We start from the raw sequence: 24,894 nt of genomic DNA, 5'->3' as shown, positions 1-24,894 counted from the left end.
CGGTTCGCCGCGGGGGCGCCTTCCGGCGCCACCCGCGGCGAACCCGCGCCCGTAGGGGGCGGCCACGGTGCGGGTCCCGCCGGCCCGGACGGCCGTCAGCCCAACGCGGGCGAGGTCCCGGCGTTCAGCATTCCGCTGATGGCGGCGGCCACGTTTGCGGGCTGCGAGACCGGCGAGAGATGACTGGAGCGGAGCTCGGTCACCGTGGCGTTCGCCCGTTGGGCCAGCCACCGTTGCAGCCCCGGATCGAGGATCTGGTCGTCCGCTGAGACGACATAGGCGCACGGCAGGTCACGCCACGCACCGCGCCCCGACGGACTCGAGAAGCAAGCCGGGTGCGTGGGCTTCTGGACTGCCGCCAGGACCCGAGTCGTCGTCGCCGGAACATCGGCCGCGAGCGCATCCCCGAACAGGCCGGGGTCCAGAGTCGACCAGCCGTCCGCGGCGAACCGGATCGCCGAGCGGCCCTTGGCCGTCGCTCCACGAGCGGTCAGCATCCGGAGCGACTCCGACTCGTCGGGTACGTAGGCCGCGACGAACACCAGTGCGCTGACCTGAGAGTTTCCGTGAGCGGCCCCGGATATCACCATGCCGCCGTAGGAGTGCCCCACCAGCGTCACCGGCTCGTCGAATGCCGCGATCCGCCGCCGTGTCCAGGCGATGTCCTCGGCCAGCGAGGTCAGCGGCAGCTGGACAGCCAGCACATGATGTCCCTCGTCCTGGAGGGCGGCGATGACCGCCTGCCAGATCGACCCGTCGCTCCAAGCCCCGTGCACCAGCACTACGTTCGCCATTTCCGCCTCCAAGTCACCTGGCCCGCGATGCGACATCAGATCGCGATCACATGGCTCCTGTCGACGTAAAAAAGGCGGAGTACCGGCAGAGTTGTCCGGCCGCCCGGCAGGAGGGTGGTGCCTGCCGGGCGGCCGGTGCTGGTGAACTCATCCGCCGCTGGGCCACATTCTCCTTTGCGACCTCCGCTGCACACGGCGTCAAGCCCACCGGACGGGCCGCACGCCTCACCAGGTGTGCGCCACGTCCACGACCAAGCGGTCCGGCAGCCTCAGCACCCGGAACGGCAGTCGCGCCCGCACCCCGAGCCCGACCTGGGTGACACCCTCGAAGCTGGAGCCGAACTTGGCGTCCCGGAAGGTTCGGTAGCCCTTCAGGTCGACACCGGGCAAGGCCTTGCCGGCCTTTCCGGGGTAGGTCGGGTCGCCGGTCTCCGGGTTGTACGCAGACGCGTGGACCCGGACCTCCAGGATCGCCCCTCCGGAGACCGGGATCTTCCTGCCGGAGGCGTCCTGGCGGAAAGCGTCGACATACCGGACGTCGTAGCCGAGCGGACCGGTGCCCGACCCCGGAACGGCGACCACGATGCGGTCGTAGCAGTCGTGTCGCCCGGTCCGGATGTCCGTCAGAGACCGCGGTGCCGCCGAGCCGTCCGCTTTGCTCTTCGGCAGGCTGCCCCAGCCGGTCGCGCAGGCGGTCGCGGTGGTTTGAGCGGCTCCCGTGCCGGCGGCAGACGCCGGAAGCGCCATTCCCAAGGATCCCGATGCGATCACCACGGCCACCGCAGCGGCCGTCCATCGCGCCTTGTGCATGATTTCCCCCTTGGTGTCGTGGTTCTCCCACCGTGTGTACAGACATGACACTTGGGGCGCTCGAATGGTTGCACGGCCCCCACCCGGCGAAGGCGGGTAGTGGCCGACTCTCCTGTGCCGCCGGTGTCCGGTCTGTCCGCAAGGGTCTCGCTCAGCCGCCGACGTACTCCGCCAGATGTTCACCGGTGAGAGTGGACCGGACGGCGACGAGATCGGCGGGTGTGCCCTCGAAGACGATCCGGCCGCCGTCGTGGCCGGCGCCGGGTCCCAGGTCGATGATCCAGTCGGCGTGCGCCATGACCGCCTGATGGTGCTCGACGACGATGACCGACTTGCCGGAGTCGACGAGCCGGTCGAGCAGGCCGAGCAACTGCTCGACGTCGGCGAGGTGCAGGCCGGCGGTCGGCTCGTCGAGGACGTAGACACCGCCCTTGTCGGCCATGTGCGTGGCGAGCTTGAGCCGCTGCCGCTCGCCGCCGGACAGCGTGGTGAGCGGCTGACCGAGGCTGAGGTAGCCGAGTCCGACGTCGGCGAGTCGCTCGAGGATTCGGTGCGCGGCCGGCGTACGCGCCTGCCCGGCGCCGAAGAACTCCTCGGCCTCGGTCACCGACATCGCCAGCACCTCGCTGATGTCGCGGCCGCCGAGGTGGTACTCGAGCACCGATGCCTGGAACCGCTTCCCCTCGCACTCCTCGCAGGTGGTGGAAACGCCGGCCATCATGGCCAGGTCGGTGTAGACGACACCGGCGCCGTTGCAGTTGGGACAGGCGCCCTCGGAGTTCGCGCTGAACAGCGCCGGCTTCACACCGTTGGCCTTCGCGAACGCCTTGCGGATCGGGTCGAGCAGTCCGGTGTACGTCGCCGGGTTGCTCCGTCGCGAGCCGCGGATCGCGCCCTGGTCGACCGACACCACACCCGTGCCCGCGGGGATCGATCCGTGCACGAGCGAGCTCTTGCCGGAGCCGGCGACACCGGTGACGACGGCCAGCACCCCGAGCGGGATGTCGACGTCGATGTCGCGGAGGTTGTTCGCCTTCGCGCCGCGGATCGCCAGCGTCCCGGTGGGCGTCCGCACCGTCTTCTTGACCGTGGCCCGGTCGTCGAGATGCCGGCCGGTGATGGTGCTGCCGGCCCGCAGCCCCTCCACGGTGCCCTCGAAGCAGACGGTGCCGCCCGCCGTACCGGCCCCGGGACCGAGGTCGACGACGTGGTCGGCGATCGCGATCACCTCCGGTTTGTGTTCCACGACGAGCACCGTGTTGCCCTTGTCCCGCAGCCGCAGCAGCAGGTCGTTCATCCGCTGGATGTCATGGGGGTGCAGCCCTGTGGTGGGCTCGTCGAAGACGTAGGTGACGTCGGTGAGCGAGGAGCCGAGATGGCGGATCATCTTGACGCGCTGGGCCTCGCCGCCCGACAGCGTGGCCGACGGCCGGTCGAGCGAGAGGTAGCCGAGCCCGATCTCCGCGAACGAGTCGAGAGTCTGCTGAAGCTTCGCGAGCAGCGGCGCCACCGACGGCTCGTTCAGGCCGCGGATCCATTCGGCCAGGTCGCTGACCTGCATCGCACACGCGTCGGCGATGCTGATCTGTCCGATCCGCGACGACCGGGCCGCCTCGCTGAGCCGGGTGCCGCCGCACTCGGGGCAGGTGGTGAAGGTGACCGCCCGGTCCACGAACGCCCGGATGTGCGGCTGCATCGCCTCCGGATCCTTGGACAGGAACGACTTCTGGACCCGGGGGATCAGCCCCTCGTAGGTCATGTTGATACCCGCGATCTTCATCCTGGTCGGCTCGCGGTGGAGGAAGTCGTGCAGCTCGGTCTTGGTGTAGTCGCGGATCGGCTTGGCCGGGTCGAACAGGCCGGACTCGCTGTAGAGCCGGTAGTTCCAGCCGCCGGGCGTGTAGCCGGGGATGGTGAGCGCGCCCTCGGTGAGCGCCTTGGAGTCGTCGAAGAGCTGGGTGAGGTCGATGTCGGAGACCGTGCCCCGGCCTTCGCAACGGGTGCACATACCGCCGGTGCGGGAGTACGTCGCCTTCACCGCCTTCTGGGCACCGCGCTCGACGGTGATCGCACCGCTGGCCCGGACCGAGGCCACGTTGAAGGCGTAGGCGCTGGGCGGGCCGATGTGCGGCTTCCCTAGCCGGCTGAAGAGGATGCGCAGCATCGCGTTGGCGTCGGTGGCGGTGCCGACCGTGGAGCGGGGGTCGCCGCCCATCCGCTGCTGGTCGACGGTGATCACGGTCGTCAGCCCGTCGAGGACGTCCACCTCGGGCCGCGCCAGGGTCGGCATGAAACCCTGGACGAAGGCGCTGTAGGTCTCGTTGATCAGCCGCTGCGACTCGGCGGCGATGGTGTCGAAGACCAGCGAACTCTTGCCGGAGCCGGAGACGCCGGTGAACACGGTCAGACGGCGCTTCGGGATCTCGACGCTGACGTCCTTGAGATTGTTCTCGCGGGCGCCGTGCACGCGGATCAGATCGTGGCTGTCGGCAGCGTGCAGCGCAGGCGACTGCGGGTCCGTCCTCGTGGCCATGCTCATGTCTCCCTCCGTTTGACGGGGCCGCCTTCGCGGTCTCCGTCGGCGTCGCCCAGCTCGACCTGATCCAATTCGAGCGGAATATCCGATTTTTCTTCGTGCGCGCGGTCGCGGTAACGGTACGCTGTCCGCCTGATCGGCGGTGCCGGCCAGGGTGACTCGACGCACCCGGCCGAGGTGTCAGACCAGCCGGCGGCCGTCGCGCATCAGCTCGCGGTCGGACATCTCGTTCACCTCGCGCCAAGCCTGCATGCGGCGCGGAGAGATGCGGAACCAGCGGTACGGCGTCGCCGGCGTCCGCGGGTCGAAGCCGGTGCGGGCGGCGAACCGGTCACCCCGCTCCTGTGGCAGCGCGTCGATCTCGAGCACCTCGACCTCGCCCTCGATCATGAACACGTCCCGGGTAGGGCCGAGCCCCAGCCTGACGGCTCGGGTGGCGGCCAGATTCCTGCCGGTCGGGCTGTCCGCCGGTGTGGCCACCAGCAGCGCCTCGCCGTCCCGGTCGAAGGGCAGCGGCACCGGATACGGCGCGCCGTCCTCCGAGGCGCTGGCCACCCAGAGATCGATGTCCTGGGTGAGCCGGTGCTCGGTGTCACGACGGCGCTGAGCGCGGGAGCGGGGGGCGGCCGTGATCAGTTCTGCATTCTCCTGGGTGGAAGAGCTGGTCAAGGTCACTCCTGAGGTCCTGTGTCCGGCCGGGATGCATCCGGGTCGTCGTATGGGAGGAAGACCGCGCGAAGGGTCATGTCCACGGCTGTCACGCTATCCGCCGCTCGGGGGGCCGTGCTTCTCGAATCCTGATCGATCCGGCCACCGGGTCCGCGACGACGACGCCGGTGCGCCGTCGAAGGTCCTGCCGGGCCACGGCTTTGGCCTGCCGGGCCGGAGCCTTAAGCAGTTCCTAGGCGGCGGTTAAGCGCAGGTAACGTCCGAAACGAATCCCCAAGTCACGGCGTCGGCGAGGAAATTGGGTTCGCGTCACATCCCTTGGCGCGCACATGAGTGCTGCGTAGCATCGGGCCCCACAACGGACCCTGAGAGCGCTCTCAGGGTCCGTTCGCCATCCTCCGACGCACGTCGAGCACAAAGGAGACCCCCCACATGGCACCCCGTCATCAGCGCACCCTCGCCCGCCGCACATTCCTCGTCGCTCTGGGCGGCGCGGCCGCCGCCGCACCCATCGCCGCCGCGATCGCCCCCCACGCCCTCGCGGGTACGACCGACGGGCGGGATGCGCCCCAGGCGGCGGGCATGCTTCCGCTGACGATCGTCAACAACAGCGGATCCTTCGACAACGCCTCCGTCCACGTGTACATCGTGGGCAACCAGGACGGCAGGCAGGCCCGGGTCACGCCCGACGGGACGCTCGCGCCGATCGCCCTGTCCGACAACGGCGCCGACGGCTTCACCGACTACGCGATCTCGCTGGCCGGCAGCGGTGAGACGCGGTTGTCCCTGCCCTGCATGTCGGGCCGGATCTATGTCGCCCTCGGGCAGAAGCTGAAGTTCAGGGCCGTCACCGACGGCAACGGCAACGCCGCCCTTCAGTATCCGGCGGGCTGGGTGTCATCGGACCCCAACTATCCGGTGCTGCACGACTGTGCCGAGTTCACCCACAGCTCCTCGGGGATGTTCTGCAACACGACCATGGTCGACATGTTCAGTGTGCCGATGAGCATCCGGCTGACCGGTGCGAAGGACCAGACCACCGGTACCGTGCGCAGCGGCGGGCGGGCCGCCGCGTTCGCCGCCCTGCGGCAGATCGAGGCGTTCGCGAAGCTGGTCGTGGACGACACCCGCGTCATAGCCCCCGGCCACGGCGTGGATGCGGGACTGTTCGCAAGGGACTACCTCGCCCCGTACATCGACGACGTGTGGAGCACGTACACCGCGCAAGACCTCACCGTCACCACCAACGCGGGTACCTTCACCGGCCGGGTCCGCGGCGGCAAGCTCACCTTCGGCGGACCCGCCTCCGTCGCCTTCGACAAGCCGTCCACCCGGGACGTCCTCTTCTGCGACGGCGCTCTCGCCGCGCCGAACGACGGGACGACCGGACCCGTCGCCGCGGTGCTCGGCGCCGGATTCAACCGCTCGACCCTGCTCGCCACCGCCTCCCAGCCGGTGACGGATGCCTCCGCCTTCTACCGGACCGATCTCACCAACCACTACGCCAAGGCCATGCACGCGGCGACCGAGGACGGCAGGGCGTACGGGTTCGCCTTCGACGACGTGGCGGACTTCGCCTCCTACATCCAGGACACGGCTCCCACCGGGATACGACTGACGCTCACACAGTTCTAGCCCGGACAGCAGGGGGAGGGGATCCTGTCGGGACTCGGCCCGGCGGCGTAGCGCGCGGCTGTGCGGACAGCGGCCGCGGCCGCCGCGCCGAAGCCCGGGGGTCCCTCTCCCGTACCGAGGACCGATGGACCCCGGCAGCGGCCCTGCTAGCCTCCCCGGGATGTTCTCCCTGCAAGAGCCGCCCTTCTTCACCCGGCTACGCGACGCACAGCGCGTACTCGTCGCCGGTGCGGGCGGCGGCTTCGACATCTACGCCGGCCTCCCGCTCGCCCTCGCCCTGCGCTCGGCCGGAAAGGAGGTACACCTCGCCAACCTTTCCTTCGCCGACCTGTACGGCCTGGACGAGGGCGTGTGGCTGGACCGGGACGTTGCGGTCATCCGTCCCGACACCACGGGCCGGGGCGACTACTTCCCCGAGCGCACACTCGCCCAGTGGCTCGACCACCAGCACCTGCCCGCCACCGTGTACGCGTTCCCCCGCACGGGCGTGCAGCCGCTGCGGGCCGCATACCGCTCGCTGATCGACCACCTGGGCGGGGTCGACGCCCTCGTGCTGGTCGACGGCGGCACGGACATCCTCATGCGGGGCGACGAGCACGGACTGGGCACCCCCGAGGAGGACATGGCCAGTCTGGCCGCCGTGAGCGGACTCGAAGACATCGCCCACCGGCTTGTGGCCTGCCTCGGTTTCGGCATCGACTCCCACCACGGTGTCAACCACAGTCTGGTCCTGGAGAACCTCGCCGCCCTGGAACGCGACGGTGCCTACCTCGGCGCCTTCTCCCTCCCACGGCACAGCCGCGAGGGAGCCCTCTACCTCGACGCGGTGGCCCACGCCCAGCGGTGCACCTCCACCCACCCCAGCATCGTCAACGGCTCCATCGCCGCCGCCGTCCGCGGTGACTTCGGCAACGTCCGTTTCACCGACCGCACCAAGGACAGCGAACTGTTCATCAACCCCCTGATGACTCTCTACTTCTGCGTGGATGCTCCCGCACTGGCCCGTCGCAACCTCTATCTCGACCGGCTGGAGAACACCGCGCTCATGCGGCAGATCAGCACCGTCATCGAGACGTTCCGCGACGAACTGCCCGGACAGCGCCCGCCGAGGGCTTTCCCGCACTGACCCGCAACCGGGCACTGTCCCGAGGCGGGATGCCGCCGGCGCGTTGGGCACGGGGTTTGGTGGGTGACTCCGTTGGTGGGTGTGGCGGGTGCGCAAAGATCAGCGAACGAGTCCTGCGGGTGCCTGTTCCGCCCGCTCGGAAGCGGTCACGACGCCGCCGGGTGCCCGGGCGCGGGTGCGGCGGTCGAGGAAGGCGGCCAGGAAGGACAGCAGCAGGGCGGTGCCGGAGAGCAGGGATCCGACCCAGTTCGGGGAGGTGTAGCCGAGTCCGGAGGCGATGACCATGCCGCCGAGCCAGGCCGCGAGGGCGTTGCCGAGGTTGAAGGCGCCGATGTTGGCGGCGGAGGCCAGCGTGGGGGCGGCGGAAGCCTGGTCGAGCACCCACTTCTGCAGCGGCGGCACGGTGGCGAAGCCCAGGGCGCCGATGAGCGTCAGGGTGATCGCCGCCAGGACCTTGTTGTGGGCGGTCGCGGTGAACAGCAGCAGAGCCGACGCCAGGGCGCCCAGTGACGTGAACAGCATCGGCATCAAGGCGCGGTCGGCGAAGCGGCCGCCGATGAGGTTGCCGCAGAACATGCCGACGCCGAAGAGCACCAGCAGCCAGGTGACCGCGCCCTCCGTGTAGCCGGCGACCTCGGTCATCATCGGTGTGATGTAGGTGATCGCGGCGAAGACGCCGCCGTAGCCGAGCACGGTCATCGCCAGGGCGAGCCAGACCTGCACATTGCGGAAAGCGGCGAACTCGTTGCGTATGTTGTCGGTTTCGGGCCTGCCCGTGTCGGGCACGAGCCTGGCCACGCCGAGGAAGCCGACGATGCCCAGCGAGGCGACGATCGCGAAGGTGACGCGCCAGCCGGCGGCTTGCCCGACAAACGTGCCGACGGGGACACCGACGATGTTCGCGACCGTCAGGCCCATGAACATCAGGGAGATGGCCGAAGCTTTCTTCTCCGGGGCGACGAGGTCGGCGGCGACGACGGAGCCGATGCCGAAGAACGCGCCGTGCGCGAGAGAGGCCACGACCCGGCCGATGAGCATGACGCCGAGTACGGGGGCCGCTGCGGACAGGGCGTTGCCGATGACGAAGAGCGCCATGAGGAACATGAGCATCTTCTTGCGGGAGACCTTGGTGCCCAGCACGGTCAGCAGTGGCGCGCCGAGAACGACACCGAGTGCGTAGCCGGTCACCAGCCAGCCTGCGGTGGGGATGGAGACGCCGAAGTCGTCTGCGACCTGGGGCAGCACACCCATGATCACGAATTCGGTGGTGCCGATCCCGAAGGCCCCGATGGCCAGGGCCAGGAGCGCGAGGGGCATGGGAGAGACCTTCCGGTTGTTGCGTAGGGCGTTTATAAGCGTCGACAATAGTTGCAGGCGCTCTATAAATGCAAACGCTGTATCCGCTGAGTCGCCATAGCCAGCGCATGCAACTATTACGTCGTGGTCCGCCCCCTCCGGCCGGGCACGGCCTAAGTGCCCGCGGGAAGGGGCCGTGGTCTGCCGCCCCGCTACCTGCTCGCGGACACCATTCCTCCGGTGCCGGTCAGCCGAGAGGCCGTTGGGAGTCGACCATCAGCTGGAGAAGGTCCCGGAGGTCCCGTCGCTGGGCCTGGTCGAGGGCGGCCAGTGGATCGGTCGCGAAGTGGAGGCGTTCACGCAGGTCCTGGACGGCCGCTCGGCCGGTCTCCGTGGCGGCGATGCGCTTGATCCGTCGGTCGGTGGGGTCCGGGACGCGTTCGACCAGGCCCCGGCTCTGGAGCCGGTCCACCAGTGCGGTGAGGTTGGAGGGGTCGGTGCCCAGGCGCTCGGCGATCCGTCGCATGGGCAGCGCTTCGTCCAGCGTGAGCAGCACCTTGACCTGCTGCGGCGTGAGGCCGTGGTGCGCCGAAGCGGTCTCGTACTCGCGGCTGTAGAGGTCGGTGATCTTGGCGAAGAGGGCGACCACGTCGGCGGTGAGCTGGTCCCGAGCGTTCATGGACGCAGTCTAGACCGAGCAACAGAGGCACCACCATGGTTGACAATGATGGTGGTACTCCATAACTATTAGGGGCGTCCGGGTAACTATCAAGGACGTCCGGACGCCCGGCATCGCCGCCCCGGGCCCAACCGCCGGGAGCAGAACCCCGTACACCCACGAAAGGCCGTCATGTCCTCCAAAGTCGTTCTCGTCACCGGCACCTCCTCCGGCATCGGTCTCGCATCGGCCGTCGCCGCCGCCCGCGCAGGGTGGACCACCGTCGCCACCCTCCGCGACCCGGAGCGGGCCGGAGCTCTACGCGAAGCCGCCGACCGAGCGGGGGTACCCATCGATGTCCGGCAGCTCGACGTCACCGACGCGGACTCGGTGACCGCCGCGCTCGACGGCGTCACCGCCGACTACGGCCGGCTCGACGCACTGATCAACAACGCCGGCGCGGGCCACGTCGGCACCATCGAGAACGAGTCGGTGGAGGAGGTGCGCCGTGTGATGGAGGTGAACTTCTTCGGCGTCGTGCAGACCACCAAGGCCGCGCTTCCGCACCTGCGCGCCTCGGGCGGCCGGCTGATCACCGTCAGCTCGGTCGGTGGAGTCATCGGCCAGCCCTTCAACGAGGCCTACTGTGCGGCCAAGTTCGCGGTCGAAGGCTTCATGGAGAGCCTCGCCCCGGTGGTCGGCAGGCTCGGAGTGGCCGTCTCCGTCGTCGAACCCGGTGCCGTGGCCACCGAGTTCGTCAACAACATCGACCTCGATCCGTCGCAGGTGATCGCCGCCGCGGGTGACTACGCGGAGCCGCTGCGGGGGTATGTGACCCGTACGCAGCGCCAGTTCGCTCATTCCGCGCAGACGCCCGAGCAGGTGGCGGGCACCGTCATGGAGGCGCTCACCGCAGAGCGGCCCCCGTTCCGGCTCCAGACCTCCGACTGGGCGCGCACGTTCACCGGCACGAAGCTCGCCGACAACGACGGCTCTGCTGTCCTCGCGATCACCAGCGCGTACCTGGGCTGACCGAGGCCCGTGCCGGGGCGCCCGGGTCGGGGCCGACCAGGCCGCCGTGCCTGTCGCGAAGCCTTGCGGAAGCGGTCCCCTCGAAGCTCCGAGTCCGGTCGTCAGCCCCGGGCACTGACGAACAGACTTTGCACGCTACGACCGATCGAGCCTCGCTCGTCGTGAAGGGCCGCTTCGGCCATCCCCATCCCGTCGGCGTCGATGCTGGTCCTGGCGTCCAGGCAGACCCACTCACCCAGCGGGTGCCGGTGCAGGTGCACTGTCAGGTCGGGGTTGATGAACACATGTGAGGCGAAGTCGAGCACATTGCTCAGCCCATTGCCGGAGTCGGCTGCCACCAGGACCCGGTCCAGCGGCATGATCTTCTCACCTTCCACCAAGGGCACGCGCATCCGCATCCAGCAGGTCGCCGGCCCTTTGCCGAGGAAGGAGCCCGCCGCGAAGCGGGTGTCCATGGCCGTGTGGTAGCCCACCTCCCACGGCACCGGGAAGAACGGCTCGGAGCGGGACCGCTCCGGGGCCGGGACGGTGAGAGATTCACTCGTCGGCGACACCGCACCGGGTGCGGTCCGGATACGAAGTGCCGTCGCCCGCATCACCTCCTCCCCTCCGTCAGGAGTCAGTGACGCTTCGACCAGCTCCACACTGCGTCCTTCTCTCAGGAGGCGGGTGGTCACCGCAAGCGGGCGCAGCGGCACCGGGCGCAGGATCTCGAAGGTGATGCGGGCCAGGCGCATGTCCTCTCGGGCACCCGGACGAAGCTGGACGGCCCGGCCGAGCAGCGCCGCCGGCGGCCCGGCGTGCTGGCTGTGCTCGTCCCAGGGACCGCGGGTGTAGGCGGTGGGCGCGAAACGCCGGTCCTCCACCTGTCGGAAGAACGCCTCGGCATCACTGACTGGCACGGCCACCGTTCTCCGCTCCTTCCGGCTGGTAGGGCCGACATGTTACTCGCTGGTTCACGAGTCCTAGGTCACATAGCCAAGACAGTTAACGATGATTAACGTAACGCCGGAAACGGAGCGAGAGGAGGGAAGCGGTGGAGACCCGGATGGAAGTGACGTACCGCGGCACCGTCTACCCATGGCACTGCGACCACATGGGGCACATGAACGTGATGTGGTACGTCGGCAAGTTCGACGAGGCGACCTGGCATCTCTTCTCCGGCATCGGCATCACGCCCGACTACCTGCGCGACACAGGGCACGGCATGGTCGCCGTCGACCAGCGGATCTCGTACCGCCGCGAGGTTCTGGCTGGGGACGTACTGATGATCCGGTCCGCACTCCTCGAGGTACGGAGCAAGGTGATCCGTTTCTGCCATCGGATGGAGAACGCGGCAACGGGAGAGGTGGCCGCCATCACCGTACTGACCGGCGTCCACCTCGACACCACGACCCGGCGTTCGTGCCCTCTGCCCGAGGAACAACTCGCCCGCGCCAAGGCCAGGGTTACGGACCTCGACCCCGGCCTCTGATCCCTGACGCGGTATCAAGGTCAGGCTAAGACCCGCGGCTCGAAGGCCACCGGGCTCACTGGGACGGCGAGGGCCGGCCCGGTGTGTCGGCGTCGAGGGCTGCCGCGCGGAGGGCGGCCGCCACGCGGGTGACCGGTTGGCCGGGTGAGTGGGCGAGACGGGCCAGGAGCAGGCGCCGCTGTTCCTGGGGCCCACCGCGTACGGGCAGGATGCGCACCCCCGGCGGCGCGGCGGCGGCGAGTGAGGCGGACACGGTGGTCAGCCCGCAGCCGGCGGCGACGAGTTGGAGCTTGGCCAGCCAGTCGCGGGCGGTATGGACGATCTCGGGCCGCTCGTCCAGGCCCGGCCACACACCCATGAGCCGGTCCTCTCCGGAGGAGGAGCCGGCGATCCAGCGCTGCCCGCGCAGGTCGGTCACCTCCACGAAGTCGGCGCGGGCGAGGGGGTGCGTGTCGGGCACCGCGAGGCACAGCGCGCGTTCGGTGAGCGTCTCCAGCAGCAGGGGAGGCGACTCGGCATCCGGTGGACGGAACGGCGGCGCCGACGCCAGCAGCGCCAGATCGAGGCTGCCGGCGCGCAGGCCGCGCACCAGCGCCGGGGTGCCGCCCTCCCGGCTGACGACGTGAATGCCAGGGTCGCTGCGGCGCAGGGCGGCCAGGGCGCCCGGCAACAGGACGGCTCCTGCGCTGGGGAACCAGCCGAGGCGGACGGTCCCGGCCTGTCCGGGGAGGCCGGACAGCTCGCGCGCGGTCGCGTCGATCTCGTCGAGCACGATGGTCGCCCGGCGCATGACGACGCGGCCGGCTGCGGTCAGCCTCACACCGTCGCGCCGCCGCTCCAGCAGCTCCGAGCCCGCGACCCGTTCGATCGTGGCGATCTGCCGGGACACCGCGGACTGGGTGTAGCCGAGCGATGCCGCAGCGGCGGTGAAGGTTCCCTGTTCGACCACCGCACGGAAGACGCGCAGAGCGGTCAGCGACACATCGGTGAAGTCCATGACGATGTCGCATGTTAGCCGTGCGTAACTTTCGTTGGACGCATTGCATAGACGTTCTTAGCGTGGCCTGCATGAACGCTTCGCGCATCGCGCTCGTCACGGGCGCCAACCAGGGCCTCGGCCGAGCGCTCGTGGAAGGGCTCGCGGCCCGCATGGGCCCTGACGACCTGGTACTGCTCACCGGCCGCAGCCGGCAGCGCGTCGACGATGCCACCCGCCAGGTGGCGCACCTGCCCGGTACCCGCAGTCATGTGCAGGGCCAGGTACTGGATGTCACCGACACAGGCGCCATCGCCCACCTCGCCGACGAACTCCATCAGCGATACGGCGGGGTCGACGTCGTGATCTCCAACGCCGTCGCCCGTGTGCTGCCCGGAGAGTCACAGGCCGCTCGGGCCGACGAGTTCATCGACGTCTCCAACACCGCCACCCACACGATCCTGCGCGCCTTCGGCCCCGTACTGCGCCCGCGCGGCCGCCTGCTGGTCGTGGCCAGCAGCCTGGGCACCCTCGGACACCTCGACCCCCGGCTGCACCATCTGTTCGACGGAGTGAGCCTTGACCAGGTCGAGTACGCCGTGGAGTCCTGGCGTACCGCCCTCCACGCCGGGACCGCGGAAGAGGCGGGCTGGCCGCGCTGGCTGAACGTTCCGTCGAAGGTGGCCCAGGTCGCCGCCGTCCGTGCGATCGCGGCCGAACGCCGCGACGACGACGTCGCCGCCGGCACCCTGATCGCCGCCGTGTGCCCCGGCATGGTCGACACCCCCACATCCCGTCCCTGGTTCAGCGACTACAGCCAGGCTCAGTCGCCTGCCCAGGCCGCCCGCGCCGTGCTCGGCCTGGTGTTCGCCGAGCACATCGAGCCCGCGTTCCACGGCGAGTTGGTCCGCTTCGGCAAGGCCCTGCCCTGGCACGCAGGCACCCCGCCGACCGAGCAGGACCGGATGCTCACACCCTGACCACGGAAGCACCGTGCACCCTTCAGCTCCCGCCGGTGCGACTGCACCGACCCGGAGAACACGCGGCGCCCGCGGACCCGACGGCGGAGGCGTCGGGTCTCCCCACTGCTTGCTCGGCGGATCTTGAACCGCGAGGATACGAGAGTGTCATCGACTGGGGGGAGGCGCAGTGGGGCTGGGGACGGTGGCGCTGACCGGCGCGGCGGGGAACATCGGGTCCGTGGTGCGAACGGCGCTTCGACCCGAAGCGGAGCGCTTGATCCTGCTCGATCGGGTGCCGCTCCGTCCGGAGACCGACAACGAGGACGTGCACACCATCGACCTGCGCGACGCCGCCGCCGTGGACTCGGCTCTCGCGGGAGCCGGTCAGGTGATCCATCTGGGCGGCGTGCCGGACGAAGCGCCCCTTGCGGACCTCCTCGAAGCCAATGTGCTCGGTACCCACCACGTCCTGGAAGCGGCACGACGCGGGGGCATCGAGCGAGTGGTACTCGCGAGCAGCAACCGAGTGACGGGTTTCTATCCCGTCAGCCATCGCACCGCTCCGCAGCACCCGGTACGCCCCGACGGCCTGTACGCGGTGAGCAAGGCAGCCATCGAGGCGCTCGGGCAGCTGTACGCCGACAAGTTCGGCCTGTCGGTCGTCTGTCTGCGCATCGGCAGCTTCGAACCCACGCCCACCGAACCCCGGCACCTGGCGACGTGGCTCAGCCCGCGCGACGCCGTCGGGTACATCCGGGCCGCGCTCACCGCTCCGCCGTCCGTCCGCTTCGCCACGGCGTACGCCGTTTCGGCCAACACCCGCCGCTTCTGGGAGCTCCCAGACCCGGCCGTACTGGGCTACACCCCCGTCGACGACGCCGAGAGCCACGCCAGGGACATCGCCGGAGCCGGCCTCCCGGCCGACCCGACGGCACCCCAGGCGGGCCCCTACGCGCTGCCCGAGTTCACCCTCAGACACCTGAGGCCCTGACGCGCACGCCCGCCGAACGGCCGGGGACCGGCAATCAAGCGTCGAGGGCCGTCGCGGCGTTAGGGGCGGGAGCATCGCGGGCACAGCAGAACTCATCGACCACCCGCAGGAGTCCGCATGACGAGCCTCGACCGCTACGACTACGACCCCGATGCGATCGCCTGGGCCCGCGCCAAGGTGCGGAAGACCGTCGACCGGGCGGAACGCGCCGCCGCCGGCGACACCCTCAGCGCCGAGGACCGCGAGCAGTGGAGGCGGATAGCCGCCTACATACGGCGTGAGCTTCTCACCCGCGAGGGCGTCGTGCACGCCGCGTTCGACGAACGCCTCCCCGCATTCCGCGGCGTGTACCCGACACGGGAGCCCGGAACGAGCGAGGACCCGGAGGCCACCCTCAACACCCTCAGCCCCGGAGAACGCCAGAAGAGCGCGCAGGCCGTCGACAGGATTCGCGCCTGGATCGCCAGCGAACCCGTCACCGCGCAGACCGACTTCGGTGAGGGTTACCGTGAAGCCCTCCGCGACATCCAGGTCCTCATCGGACGGCCGGTGCACGATGTACACGGAGCGAGTTCCGGATGAGAGCGAAAGCCGGGAACGGGGGCTGCCGGGTGCCTGGCGGCGCTCACCGCTGCGTGAGGCGTACGCACTCCGCGACGACGTCCCGCAGGCTCCCGGTCCGCTCCATCAAGTCCCGCTGAACGCGGGCGCCGTTGCCGTGCCGCAGCAGGTGGCGCACGGCCTCGCGCGCCCAGTCGAGGTCACCCGTGTCGGCGAGCGCGTCGCCGACGTGATCGAGCAGGGCTTGCACCACCCCCTCGGCAGGCGTTTGCCGCATGGTCACCGGGTGGAGCAGTTCCCCTGCCAGTCCGGTCCGGGCGGCCTGCCAGGCGGCCAGTCGCAGAAGGCTCACACTGTGGTCGGCCGGCTCCCGGCCGGCCCGCCATGCGCGTGCCGCCGTCTCCACCAGGCCGCGGGCGAGGGCGGCGATCAGCTGGGCGTTCTCTGCGTGCAGGCAGACGTCGGAAACCCGGATCTCCACCGTCGGGTATCGCGCGGACAGGCGCGCGTCGAAGTAGACCATCCCCTCGTCGAGGATGACGCCGGTGGCGACCATGTCGGCCACCCGCCGGTGGTACCGCTCCGGGGACCCGAACAACTCTGTGGGACCGGCCGATGGCCAGCGCCCCCATACCCGGCTCCGGTAGCTGGCATAGCAGGAGTCCTGGCCTTGCCAGAACGGCGAGTTGGCGCTGATCGCCGCGAGAACGGGCAGCCAGGGGCGGATCCGGTCCACGACCGCCACGGCCTCCTCGTCCGACTCGACGGACACATGCACATGGCAGCCGCAGACGAGCTGCTCCCGGGTGGCGATGCCGTACTGCTCGGCCATCCACTGATAGCGGCTGTTCATGCTGATGGAGGGGCTGACGGGCAGCGGTGACGTGGCGAGTGCGGCCACCGCGCAGCCGATCTCCTCCGCATGCCGGCCCGCCTCCTTGCGGCAGCGGACGAGTTCACCGCCGAGTTTCGCCATATCCGATTGCGGATGCGTGGCGAACTCCAGCATCTGCCCGTACAGCTCCTTCTCGAAGACATCCCCCGCCGCCTCGTCCTGCGCGGCGCGCGCAAGAACCGCGGCGGACAACGCCTTCGGCTCACCGGTCTCCGGGTCGACCAGGAGGAGCTCCTCCTCCACTCCGACGGTCCGCACGTCATGCCGCCTTTCTGCTCGTCCGCTGCGACTTAGCTGCGACACCGGGCGATGGCCGGGTCGTAGGAGCCCGACTACCCCGCATTCGGGAAAACCGGCCCGGTCGCGCCTCGGGATCCGTTCGCCGGGGGCGGATCCGACCAGGCCATTGTGTGCTGCATATCACTTTCCCGCCGGTCGGCCGTGCGGTTTCAGCCGGTCGGCCGGGTGGCGTCGGCCGGTGGACGGGGTGTCTTGGGCCAGCCGCCGGGATGGCTTGGACGGCAGGTCCCTGAAGCCTGTATGCATGACGTTGAACGCAACGCTGGCTGTGCCGGCACAGGTGTCACGTGAGCCGAAGACGGATCGCTCGGGCGCCCCGGCCGGCACCCCGGCCACGGGCCGGCTGATCGGGATCGATCTTGCACGCGGACTCGCGGTCTTCGGCATGTACTCGGCTCACGTCGGCCCCGACGTGACGGTGGGCGGGCCGACAGGGTTCCTGCTGGAGATGGCACGTGGCCGCTCCTCCGCCCTCTTCGCCGTGCTCGCGGGCTTCTCGCTGATCATCATCACAGGCCGCCCGCAGCCACGGACGGGCCGCGCCGGCCGTCAGGCAGTGGTCAGGATCATGATCCGCGCAGTCCTCCTGGCAGCCCTCGGCTATGCCCTCACCGCCCTGGACACCCAGGTCGACGTGATCCTCAGCTTCTACGGGCTGCTCTTCCTGACCGCACTCCCGCTGTACCGGTTGCGGGGGAGGACGCTCGCGCTTCTGGCCGCCGCCGGTGCGCTGATCCTGCCCCAAGTCCTCTACGTCATACGGAAGTCGATCGAGGGAGGGAACTGGGCCGACGCCATCGCCGCCCGGGACCCGCTGGCCCGTATCACCGGCACGGACGGCATCGTCGAGCTGCTGTTCACCGGGGAGTACCCGGTGCTCACCTGGCTTCCGTTCCTGCTCGCCGGTATGGCGGTGGCCCGACTCGACCTCACTCGCTCCGGCATCCGATCCCGGCTGGCCGCCACCGGCGGGGCACTGGCCCTCCTCGGCTACGGGGGCTCCTGGCTGGCCATGCGCCTGGTGCCCCACGCCCTCTCCGCGGTCGCGGCGGCCACGGGCGATTCGGCATCATCCGCGTGGTGGTCCGACACCGTCGGTGAACCCGAGAACGGCACCCCGCTCTCCTGGCTGCTGGTGGCCGCGCCGCACAGCCAGACGACCTTCTCCATAGTCGGCAACACGGGCGTCGCACTCCTGGTGATCGCCGGGTGTCTGAGCGTAGCCGCCCTGATGCCGCGCCTCACACGTCTGGCCACCCCCATGGCAGCGGTCGGCATGACAGCGCTGACCGTCTACGTCGGGCACATCGTCGCCCTCTGGTTCCTCACCCACGTCTGGCACCTGGCCCTGGTCGAAGACGGGAGCATGGCCGCGTTGCCCGTGCTGCTCGGCTTCATAGCGGGCGCCACACTCCTGGCGACCGTCTGGACCCGTCTGTTCCGCCGTGGCCCCCTGGAGTACCTGCTCCACATCGCCACCCGGCCCGCCCGGCACATCAGGTGAGACGGCGGCCGTGAAGAGGGGTTACTGGCCCACGGGAGTCTTCGTGGCCAGTTTCCAGCCGCTGCCGGAGCAGTCCGCGGGCGTCGCCGGGAACCGCTGCCCCTGCACATCGGTGGACCAGCTGTGGCCACAGGCCGTTTCGCATTCGTACAGGCCGGATTCCGGCACTGCCTCGCCAGGGAGGTACACCTTGTCGTTGCTCATGTCCGACGTATAAGCCCAGACCGGCATGTCCACCACTCGGCCGGCGTCGATCCAGGCGGCCCGGGGTCGACGGGCTTGCCGGCCTACTCATCGTCGTCGTGCGGCAACGGTACGTGGGGCCCTACGGCCGTCTGCCCGGCCACTGCGCCGAGGTCGCCGGGCGGATCTCCCGGGGATCGGCCTGGGACGGCGTGTCGTCCGGCAGGACATCGTCGCCGTAGAGATCCCGGATCCAGTTGGTCTGGTAGACGGTGTCGAGATAGCGCTCACCGAGGTCCGGAGCGATGGCCACGGCGGTGAGGGACGGTGTGTCACACCGGGTCAGCCAGTCGATCGCCCCGCTGACCACGGTGCCCGTGGAACCGCCGAACAGGAAACCGTGCCTGGCCAGGCGGTGGCAGACCCGGATGGTGTCGGCCTCTTCGACTTCTATCGCCTCGTCCACGTACGACGTGTCGAGCAGCGGCGGTCGTATGCTCATGCCGAGGCCGGGCAGCATCCGTCGTCCAGGTGCTCCGCCGAAGGTCACCGAGCCGACCGTGTCGACGGCGACGATCCGTACGGGGCGGTGCCAGTGCCTGAACCAGCGGGCGCATCCCATGAGCGTTCCGGCTGTACCCGTTCCGACGAACAGGACGTCAAGGTGCGGGAACCGGCGCGCGATCGCCGGCGCCGTGCTGCGGTAGTGAGCCCTCCAGTTGTTGGCGTTGGTGTACTGGCTCAGCCACACATACCGCTCGTCCCGGGCGCATTGCCAACGGACGTAGTCGAGGCGCGCGCCGAGGAACCCACCGTGCGCGCTGGCCTCGGTGACGACGTGGACCTGGGCGCCGAGCGCCTCCATCAGCAAGCGGGTCGACAGATTGCAGCGCGAGTCCGTGACACACAGGAAGCGGTAGCCCTTGCTGGCCGCTATCACGCTCAGGGCCACGCCCATGTTGCCCGACGAGGACTCCACCAGGACCGACTCGGGCGTCATGACCCCTGCCCGTTCCGCGGCCTCGACCATCTCCCTGGCCGGCTTCAGTTTGATCGAGCCGGCGAAGTTGAAGCCCTCGCATTTCAGGAACAGCGGCTGCCCGAAGACCGACAGCAGGTCTACGTAGAGGTCCTCCTCGTTGAAGCTGTAGGGATCGGATATGACTGGCACGATGGCCTCCGTGGGTCGAGAGCGGCTCGGCGCCCGGCAGCGCCGCCGGCCGCTCATCCGTAGCGGTTCAGCTGATGGAAGAAGTCGTCGACCACATACAGTTCTCCGGACTCGGCGACCTGGTCGTAGACGTACTTGCCGACGGCCAGATCGAGTACGCCCAGACCGAAGGGCGAGAAGACCACGGGACGGTCCGGTGGCGGTGTGACCCGTCCGGCCATGACGTCTTCCAGCGTGCCGTCGAGGAACCGCCGGTCGCCGGTGAGCTGTTCGGTCAGGTGCGGTGATGTGTCGGCTCGCAGGCAATGCTCTATGTCGTCGACGATGTTGGCCGACGCGAGCAGCACCGCGGGTGCCAGGTCGCGCAGCGATATGTGGAGCACAAGTGGGCTGTGCGCGAACCATTCCGGGTCGTGGACGTGCGGACGGGCCGCGACAGTGGCGAAGACCACCAGATCGCTCAGGCGGATCACCTGCTCGGCGCTGTCGTGCACGGTGACGGGTTCCGCGGCCCCGGACTGCTCCAGGCAGCAGCGGAAGGCTGCCGCGTTGTCGGGTGACAGGTCGAACACCCCGATGTTCTCGAACGACCAGCCGGTTCCGGCAAGGAATGTATGGATGTAACGGGCGATCAGTCCCGTCCCCACGAATCCGAGGTGCATCGGGCGCGGCCGGTGCCGGCTGAGCCAGTCGGCGGCCAGCGCGGCCGACGCGGCGGTCCGGGAAGCGCTGATGATCGAACTTTCCAGGCATGCGAACGGATAGCCGGTGTCATGGTCGTTGAGGATGAGCACCGCCGATGCCCGAGGGATGCCGAACGTCACGTTCTGCGGGAAGCTGGAGATCCACTTGAGGCCGTCCACCCGTGTCTCGCCGCCGAGCGACGCGGGCAGCGCGATGATCCGGGAGGACGGACGATCGTCGAAACGCAGGAAACAGGAGGCCGGGTTCACCGAGCGCCCCGCGGCGTGCAGCCGATAGGCGGTTTCGACCAGCTCCACGATGTGCCGTTCCCGCCCCTTCAGCGCACGCTGCACCTGTGCGCCGGAGATGACGGCGAAGGGAGGCACTCGCTGCGTCCCGGACGGTGTGAGCCGGGTGGCGGGGGAGTAGGTGGTGGTCATGAGGTGATCACCTCCGGGCGGGCGTCGAGCAGACGGGCCAGGTCGGCGAGGACCGGATGATGAGTCAGGTCCTTCAGGGACACCGTGCGGTCGAGCCGGATGGCGAGTTGGAGCGCTGTGAGTGAGGTACAGCCGGCGTCGTCGAAGAAGTGGTCCCGCCGACCGATCCGGTGCTGAGGGATGCCGAGCACGGTGGCCCAGGCGGCGGCCAGGCGCTCCTCGGTCGGTGTGCGCGGTGGTTCGCCGGCGGGTGAGGCCGCCGCGTCGGAGGTGACGAGGGGCCAGGTGGTGTCGAGTCCCCTGGCGAGCGACGCCAGGGCCTTGCGATCGACCTTTCCGTTCGCGGTCAGCGGGAGGCCATCGCGCCAGTGGAAGGCCGAGGGAATCATGTAGGCGGGCAGCCGCTTGCCCAGGTGGTCCCGCAGGACGCTGTCCGGCAGCGGGTGTTCACCGCAGCAGCAGGCCACCAGGCGCGGGCCCCGATCGCCCTGGGCGACCGTGACCGCGGCGGTGTGCACGCCGGGCACGTTCAGCAGGGCGTTCTCGACTTCCTCGATCTCGACGCGGAAGCCGCGGATCTTGACCTGGCTGTCCCGGCGGCCGAGGAACTCCAGTTCGCCGCCGGGCAGCCAGCGGCCGTAGTCACCGCTTCGGTGGAGCCGTTCGCCGGTGCGGTACGGATCGGTGGTGAACGACCGGCGCGTGCGATCGGGATCGTTGACATACCCGCGGCCGACGCAGACTCCGGCGAAGACGATCTCGCCGGGGGCGCCGAGCGGTACCAGCGACAGGTTCTCGTCGACGACGCGCACGTCCACGTTGTTCACCGGGCGGTGGTAGCCGGCGATCCGTGCGGCGGACCGGGCGTCCAGGGCATCGCGGCGGTACCTCAGGCGCAGTACGGGGCCGCTGTCACTCCCGGGCGCCACCACCTGCACCACGGTGCCGGCGGGGAGTTCACCGCCCCCTTCGCCGGTACCGGACCGGCGACCGGCGGGGAACGGGACGAACGAGGCCTCGGTCAGCCGTTCCGACAGGCCTGGATCGCAGGGACCGTCCCCGCCCCGGGCGCACCGGTGTGCCGGCAGCTCCGATTCACCCCGCCTCGCTTCCCGTATCAGGGCCTTCCACGTCGCGGGATCGGTCGTCAGCCTGCACGGCAGCGGCCGGGCACCCGGTTCTGCCAGGTAGCCGGTCGTGACCTGTTGCTCGCCCGACAACGCGGCCAGCACTTTGGCGTGGGCCGCCAGCAGGACCGAGCGGGTCGGCACGGCCATGTCCTCGGCCAGCCGGTGCACCGACGTCATGAGGTCTCCCGGGACCGTCACCGCATGCTCCGCAACGCCGGACACCGGTGTGAGGGTCCAGTGGGGAATCGTGGTGATCCCGCCCCTGGGGGGAACGGGCCGCCCGAAGTCCTCGTCGCCGAGCCGGGACGCCCGGACGTCGGATGCGGCGGTCATCGGCTGCACCTTCCTGCGTCGCCGCGGTCCCGATCCAGCTCCCGGGCCGGATTCCCGGCCCACCGGGAGTGCTGCGGGGCCGTCTCCCCCTTCATGAGGAACGAGTCAGGGGCGAGCACCACACCGTCGCCCACTGTCACGCCGTAGTGGATGAGGGCGCCGACCCCGACCGTGCACCCGCGGCCGACCGTGGTGGTCTCGGACTTGAACGTGCCGTCCTCCTGTGAGTGGCACTGGATGGTGCTTCCCGCGTTCAGCGTGCACGCGTCTCCGATGGCCACCATCCTCCGCTCGGACAGGTAGCAGCCGTCGTCGAACACCCGGTGCCCGATCCGGACCCCCAGCAGCCGCCAGATCACGCTCTTGAACGGCGTGCCGTTGAAGATGCGGAAGTACGTCTCCGACGGCACTTTCCAGTAGCGCTCGCGCCACCAGAAACGGGAATCGTAGATCGAGCAGTACAGGGGAGAGGGAGGGTGCACCGCGATGAGGACACGCTCGACCAGGACGTAGAACACCACGGTGAACAGCAGAAAGAGAGCATCGGCCAGCGCAATGGAAGGCGCGCCCAGCAGCGGGTAGGTATCGGCCGCCCCGGCGGTGAGCAGGAGGGCACCCAGAACGTAGATCCACCGCACCAGCAGGTACCAGCCCATGGTGGCGGCGTTGTGCCTGTTCTTCGCCGCGAGGCCACGGCGAAACGCCTCACCGCTCCTCAGCCGGTCGAACCGGTGGTCGCGCAGGACCGTTCGCGGGATGGGGAAGCTGGGTGAACCCAGCAGCCCCACGTCTTCCCGGATCTCGCCGTCGACCGGGATCATGACCTTCGTCGCCAGAAGGCAGTTGTCGCCTGTGCGGGCCCGTGCCGGATAGGAGATCCAGTTCCCCAGGAAGCTGTGCGCCCCGATCGATGTCCGGGAGACCCGGAACGCGGTACTGGAGTAGTCGGCGTTCACGATCGACAGCCCGTCGGCCACCATGGTTCCGCCGCCGACGGAAGACAGGTAGGGAGTGTCCTGCTTCACGAGCGTGCCGAAATTCGCCCCCGTCTGCTCGATGTGCGGGAAGCCGTAGCCGATACCGCGCAGATAGTGGACGATGCAGGAACTGTCACCGAACAGGCGGGTGAGGAGCCTTCTGTTGGTGAGCCGCCCGACAGCCCGGTGCAACGCATGGCGCCATCCGTACAAGGGGTAGTCGCGGTCCGGTGCCAGCGCATGACGCAGCGCACGGGGCAGAACGGTGACGAGCAGCAGACCGAGGAGCACCCCGCCGAAGACCAGCAGCGCGGCAGCCATCGCCGCGTCGCGATAGAACGCGCCGCGGACCAGGACGGCGGGCCCCGGCTCGACGACCGTTCTGAGCTGGGGGACCGTGACCAGCAGCATGACGACGCCGCCGACCGCGACGGGCACGTACACGAACACGGCGGCCACCAGTTGCAGGAGACTGTGCAGGACTCTGCGCAGCATGGCGTGGGGCATCTCGCCGACGACCTGGAAATCCGTCGCGGTCCGCTGTGCCGGGGATCCGCCCCAGTGCTCGCCGTCGGGCACGACCTGCCCGCTGTGCAGCGAGGAGGCATGGCCCAACTGGGCCCCGTCGCCCAGCGCTGTCCCGATGTCGATCACCGTGGCTTCGCTGATGAGCACCGATCTCCCGAGGCTGACCGGACCCGTCTGGATCACGCCGGCGTGGCCGCGATAGCAGGGGAAGAAGGAGTCCTTCCGGATGACGGCGCGCTCACCCATGGTGAACAGGTCGGTACAGACAGGTACATGGCGGGAGAGGATGACGGCACCTCGCCCGATGCGGGCGCCCAGTGCCCGTAGATAGAGCACGTACAACGGCGAGCCGACGAACAACACCAGCGGATCCGAGGAGATCAGGGCTTTGACGATCCAGAAGCGGACGTACCGCAGGGACCATATGCGGATCTCCTCCGGCTTCCACCGGCCGATGAGCGTCCACTTCACCAGGATCGGAAGGCTGCACAGTCCCACGAAGCCGGCGGCGCCGAACACCAGCGACCTGACATACACGTCGAGTACGCCCGACCGGGCGGAAATCCAGTCGTACCCCCAGGCGGTGGCCATCGCGAGGAGATAGGTGTAGCCGAGGAAGGCGAGGACCTGAAGGAATCCGCACAGCACGTACTCCGTCGTGCCTGCCATGGCATCGGTGGGGCGCTCGGGAGCCGGCGGCTCCCGGGCCGCCGGCGTCTGCGGCAGCACGACGCGCATGGGTGCGGCACCGACCGCCGCCGCGAGATCCTTGATCGTGGGGTGGAGATAGACCTCCTTCATCGACACCGAGGGCAGATCCGCCCGCTTGCGAAGCCGCGCGCAGAAATGCGCCATCACGAGGGAGTCGGCACCCAGATCGTCGAAGAAGTGGCTGTCGACCGGTACCTGGTCGACGCGTGCGACGTCCGCCAGCACCTCCGCGAGTGCGTGCTCCAGAGGTTCCCCCGGCTCGCCGCCGGGTGGATCCCCTGGCCGGCCGTTGCAGGCAGCGTTTCCCGCTGCGCCGCATGCGGGCTTCGATTCACACGTCACGACATGTATACGGAGTCCGCAGATGAATGTATTGGGCAATTGGAATATTTTTCATATCGCGGACATTTGTCTCGCGTAGTAAGCCCGGCTCCGGTTGCGGCGCAGGCCGCCGGTCATCCGATGGAGCCTTGGGCCGTATCGAGAGAGAATCGGAATGTGATCTTCCGAGATGGCCG

The 24,894-nt window shown here is 69.4% G+C and carries 22 protein-coding genes; 8 read left to right on the top strand and 14 right to left on the bottom strand.

What is annotated here, in order from left to right; genetic code table 11:
- Nucleotides 1-95 precede the first annotated feature (95 nt).
- The 4 genes from ABZ876_RS32285 to ABZ876_RS32270 form a co-directional block, all read right to left on the bottom strand.
- The gene (locus ABZ876_RS32285) at nucleotides 96-794 is read right to left on the bottom strand and encodes an alpha/beta hydrolase (protein WP_361788629.1); all 699 of its coding nucleotides are present in this window, start codon (nucleotides 792-794) and stop codon (nucleotides 96-98) included.
- A gap of 225 nt (nucleotides 795-1,019) precedes the next feature.
- Nucleotides 1,020-1,604 carry a hypothetical protein gene (locus tag ABZ876_RS32280; protein ID WP_361788627.1) on the bottom strand — a complete coding sequence of 195 codons (585 nt, stop codon included), beginning with the start codon at nucleotides 1,602-1,604 and terminating at the stop codon, nucleotides 1,020-1,022.
- Between the two features lie 151 nt (nucleotides 1,605-1,755).
- Nucleotides 1,756-4,143: an excinuclease ABC subunit UvrA gene (locus ABZ876_RS32275; RefSeq protein ID WP_361788625.1), complete on the bottom strand. Its 2,388-nt coding sequence runs from the start codon at nucleotides 4,141-4,143 to the stop codon at nucleotides 1,756-1,758.
- Between the two features lie 177 nt (nucleotides 4,144-4,320).
- Nucleotides 4,321-4,773: a pyridoxamine 5'-phosphate oxidase family protein gene (locus ABZ876_RS32270; protein ID WP_361788660.1), complete on the bottom strand. Its 453-nt coding sequence runs from the start codon at nucleotides 4,771-4,773 to the stop codon at nucleotides 4,321-4,323.
- Nucleotides 4,774-5,241: 468 nt separating this feature from the next.
- Here ABZ876_RS32270 and ABZ876_RS32265 point away from each other — a divergent pair, with 468 nt between their 5' ends.
- Complete coding sequence (locus ABZ876_RS32265) at nucleotides 5,242-6,444, top strand: glycoside hydrolase family 64 protein (protein ID WP_361788623.1); 1,203 nt, start codon at nucleotides 5,242-5,244, stop codon at nucleotides 6,442-6,444.
- A gap of 160 nt (nucleotides 6,445-6,604) precedes the next feature.
- Nucleotides 6,605-7,570, top strand: coding sequence for a DUF1152 domain-containing protein (locus ABZ876_RS32260; RefSeq protein WP_361788621.1), 966 nt, complete (start codon nucleotides 6,605-6,607; stop codon nucleotides 7,568-7,570).
- A 99-nt stretch (nucleotides 7,571-7,669) separates the two neighbouring features.
- On the opposite strand, the gene ABZ876_RS32255 is transcribed toward ABZ876_RS32260, so the two are convergent.
- Together ABZ876_RS32255 and ABZ876_RS32250 are read right to left on the bottom strand one after the other, a co-directional pair.
- Entirely contained in the window at nucleotides 7,670-8,887 is a 1,218-nt protein-coding gene (locus ABZ876_RS32255; protein WP_361788619.1) for an MFS transporter, read from the bottom strand.
- Between the two features lie 226 nt (nucleotides 8,888-9,113).
- Nucleotides 9,114-9,545: a MarR family transcriptional regulator gene (locus ABZ876_RS32250; RefSeq protein WP_361788617.1), complete on the bottom strand. Its 432-nt coding sequence runs from the start codon at nucleotides 9,543-9,545 to the stop codon at nucleotides 9,114-9,116.
- A 171-nt stretch (nucleotides 9,546-9,716) separates the two neighbouring features.
- On the opposite strand from ABZ876_RS32250, the gene ABZ876_RS32245 reads away from it, so the two are divergent.
- Nucleotides 9,717-10,556, top strand: a complete 840-nt coding sequence (locus ABZ876_RS32245) for an SDR family oxidoreductase (protein ID WP_361788615.1) — start codon at nucleotides 9,717-9,719, stop codon at nucleotides 10,554-10,556.
- A 101-nt stretch (nucleotides 10,557-10,657) separates the two neighbouring features.
- Here the strand turns inward: ABZ876_RS32245 and ABZ876_RS32240 are convergent, their stop codons facing one another.
- On the bottom strand, nucleotides 10,658-11,464 hold the full coding sequence (locus ABZ876_RS32240) for a thioesterase family protein (protein WP_361788613.1): 807 nt from the start codon (nucleotides 11,462-11,464) through the stop codon (nucleotides 10,658-10,660).
- Nucleotides 11,465-11,592: 128 nt separating this feature from the next.
- On the opposite strand from ABZ876_RS32240, the gene ABZ876_RS32235 reads away from it, so the two are divergent.
- Nucleotides 11,593-12,030, top strand: coding sequence for a thioesterase family protein (locus tag ABZ876_RS32235; RefSeq protein WP_361788611.1), 438 nt, complete (start codon nucleotides 11,593-11,595; stop codon nucleotides 12,028-12,030).
- A 55-nt stretch (nucleotides 12,031-12,085) separates the two neighbouring features.
- Here the strand turns inward: ABZ876_RS32235 and ABZ876_RS32230 are convergent, their stop codons facing one another.
- A complete protein-coding gene (locus ABZ876_RS32230; RefSeq protein WP_361788609.1) occupies nucleotides 12,086-13,027 on the bottom strand; it encodes a LysR family transcriptional regulator in 942 nt (313 codons plus the stop codon).
- Nucleotides 13,028-13,098: 71 nt separating this feature from the next.
- Here ABZ876_RS32230 and ABZ876_RS32225 point away from each other — a divergent pair, with 71 nt between their 5' ends.
- From ABZ876_RS32225 to ABZ876_RS32215, 3 genes are all read left to right on the top strand, one after another.
- Nucleotides 13,099-13,986 carry an SDR family NAD(P)-dependent oxidoreductase gene (locus ABZ876_RS32225; protein WP_361788607.1) on the top strand — a complete coding sequence of 296 codons (888 nt, stop codon included), beginning with the start codon at nucleotides 13,099-13,101 and terminating at the stop codon, nucleotides 13,984-13,986.
- Between the two features lie 169 nt (nucleotides 13,987-14,155).
- Nucleotides 14,156-14,959 (top strand): NAD(P)-dependent oxidoreductase, encoded by an 804-nt coding sequence (locus ABZ876_RS32220; protein WP_361788605.1) that lies wholly within the window; start codon nucleotides 14,156-14,158, stop codon nucleotides 14,957-14,959.
- Nucleotides 14,960-15,076: 117 nt separating this feature from the next.
- Nucleotides 15,077-15,541 carry a hypothetical protein gene (locus ABZ876_RS32215; protein WP_361788603.1) on the top strand — a complete coding sequence of 155 codons (465 nt, stop codon included), beginning with the start codon at nucleotides 15,077-15,079 and terminating at the stop codon, nucleotides 15,539-15,541.
- A 43-nt stretch (nucleotides 15,542-15,584) separates the two neighbouring features.
- Here the strand turns inward: ABZ876_RS32215 and ABZ876_RS32210 are convergent, their stop codons facing one another.
- Nucleotides 15,585-16,673: a glutamate--cysteine ligase gene (locus ABZ876_RS32210; protein ID WP_361788601.1), complete on the bottom strand. Its 1,089-nt coding sequence runs from the start codon at nucleotides 16,671-16,673 to the stop codon at nucleotides 15,585-15,587.
- 286 nt (nucleotides 16,674-16,959) lie between these two features.
- Here ABZ876_RS32210 and ABZ876_RS32205 point away from each other — a divergent pair, with 286 nt between their 5' ends.
- Complete coding sequence (locus ABZ876_RS32205; RefSeq protein WP_361788599.1) at nucleotides 16,960-18,219, top strand: DUF418 domain-containing protein; 1,260 nt, start codon at nucleotides 16,960-16,962, stop codon at nucleotides 18,217-18,219.
- A gap of 21 nt (nucleotides 18,220-18,240) precedes the next feature.
- Here ABZ876_RS32205 and ABZ876_RS32200 read toward each other — a convergent pair whose 3' ends face one another.
- The 5 genes from ABZ876_RS32200 to ABZ876_RS32180 form a co-directional block, all read right to left on the bottom strand.
- Nucleotides 18,241-18,423, bottom strand: a complete 183-nt coding sequence (locus tag ABZ876_RS32200) for a hypothetical protein (RefSeq protein WP_361788597.1) — start codon at nucleotides 18,421-18,423, stop codon at nucleotides 18,241-18,243.
- Between the two features lie 121 nt (nucleotides 18,424-18,544).
- Nucleotides 18,545-19,573: a 2,3-diaminopropionate biosynthesis protein SbnA gene (gene sbnA, locus ABZ876_RS32195; RefSeq protein ID WP_361788596.1), complete on the bottom strand. Its 1,029-nt coding sequence runs from the start codon at nucleotides 19,571-19,573 to the stop codon at nucleotides 18,545-18,547.
- Nucleotides 19,574-19,626: 53 nt separating this feature from the next.
- A complete protein-coding gene (gene sbnB, locus ABZ876_RS32190; RefSeq protein ID WP_361788594.1) occupies nucleotides 19,627-20,697 on the bottom strand; it encodes a 2,3-diaminopropionate biosynthesis protein SbnB in 1,071 nt (356 codons plus the stop codon).
- On the bottom strand, nucleotides 20,694-22,160 hold the full coding sequence (locus ABZ876_RS32185; protein ID WP_361788592.1) for a phosphopantetheine-binding protein: 1,467 nt from the start codon (nucleotides 22,158-22,160) through the stop codon (nucleotides 20,694-20,696). The genes sbnB and ABZ876_RS32185 overlap by 4 nt, the downstream gene beginning before the upstream one ends.
- Nucleotides 22,157-24,601, bottom strand: coding sequence for a Pls/PosA family non-ribosomal peptide synthetase (locus ABZ876_RS32180; RefSeq protein ID WP_361788590.1), 2,445 nt, complete (start codon nucleotides 24,599-24,601; stop codon nucleotides 22,157-22,159). Before ABZ876_RS32180 ends, ABZ876_RS32185 begins: the two co-directional genes overlap by 4 nt.
- Nucleotides 24,602-24,894: the final 293 nt, after the last annotated feature.

Origin of the sequence: Streptomyces sp. NPDC046931, from assembly GCF_040644655.1 — a bacterium.
In the GTDB taxonomy this organism is placed as follows: Bacteria; Actinomycetota; Actinomycetes; order Streptomycetales; family Streptomycetaceae; genus Streptomyces.
This window is presented reverse-complemented; position numbering and strand designations above follow the sequence as displayed.

Excerpts from the sequence above, each read along its gene's own strand:
- ABZ876_RS32250 (WP_361788617.1), bottom strand. The coding sequence starts at position 9,545 with ATGAACGCTCGGGACCAGCTCACCGCCGACGTGGTCGCCCTCTTCGCC.
- ABZ876_RS32200 (WP_361788597.1), bottom strand. The coding sequence starts at position 18,423 with ATGAGCAACGACAAGGTGTACCTCCCTGGCGAGGCAGTGCCGGAATCC.
- ABZ876_RS32215 (WP_361788603.1), top strand. The coding sequence starts at position 15,077 with ATGACGAGCCTCGACCGCTACGACTACGACCCCGATGCGATCGCCTGG.
- ABZ876_RS32275 (WP_361788625.1), bottom strand. The coding sequence starts at position 4,143 with ATGAGCATGGCCACGAGGACGGACCCGCAGTCGCCTGCGCTGCACGCT.
- ABZ876_RS32255 (WP_361788619.1), bottom strand. The coding sequence starts at position 8,887 with ATGCCCCTCGCGCTCCTGGCCCTGGCCATCGGGGCCTTCGGGATCGGC.
- ABZ876_RS32280 (WP_361788627.1), bottom strand. The coding sequence starts at position 1,604 with ATGCACAAGGCGCGATGGACGGCCGCTGCGGTGGCCGTGGTGATCGCA.
- ABZ876_RS32245 (WP_361788615.1), top strand. The coding sequence starts at position 9,717 with ATGTCCTCCAAAGTCGTTCTCGTCACCGGCACCTCCTCCGGCATCGGT.
- ABZ876_RS32185 (WP_361788592.1), bottom strand. The coding sequence starts at position 22,160 with ATGACCGCCGCATCCGACGTCCGGGCGTCCCGGCTCGGCGACGAGGAC.
- ABZ876_RS32205 (WP_361788599.1), top strand. The coding sequence starts at position 16,960 with ATGACGTTGAACGCAACGCTGGCTGTGCCGGCACAGGTGTCACGTGAG.
- ABZ876_RS32225 (WP_361788607.1), top strand. The coding sequence starts at position 13,099 with ATGAACGCTTCGCGCATCGCGCTCGTCACGGGCGCCAACCAGGGCCTC.
- ABZ876_RS32260 (WP_361788621.1), top strand. The coding sequence starts at position 6,605 with ATGTTCTCCCTGCAAGAGCCGCCCTTCTTCACCCGGCTACGCGACGCA.
- ABZ876_RS32230 (WP_361788609.1), bottom strand. The coding sequence starts at position 13,027 with ATGGACTTCACCGATGTGTCGCTGACCGCTCTGCGCGTCTTCCGTGCG.
- ABZ876_RS32265 (WP_361788623.1), top strand. The coding sequence starts at position 5,242 with ATGGCACCCCGTCATCAGCGCACCCTCGCCCGCCGCACATTCCTCGTC.
- ABZ876_RS32285 (WP_361788629.1), bottom strand. The coding sequence starts at position 794 with ATGGCGAACGTAGTGCTGGTGCACGGGGCTTGGAGCGACGGGTCGATC.
- sbnB (WP_361788594.1), bottom strand. The coding sequence starts at position 20,697 with ATGACCACCACCTACTCCCCCGCCACCCGGCTCACACCGTCCGGGACG.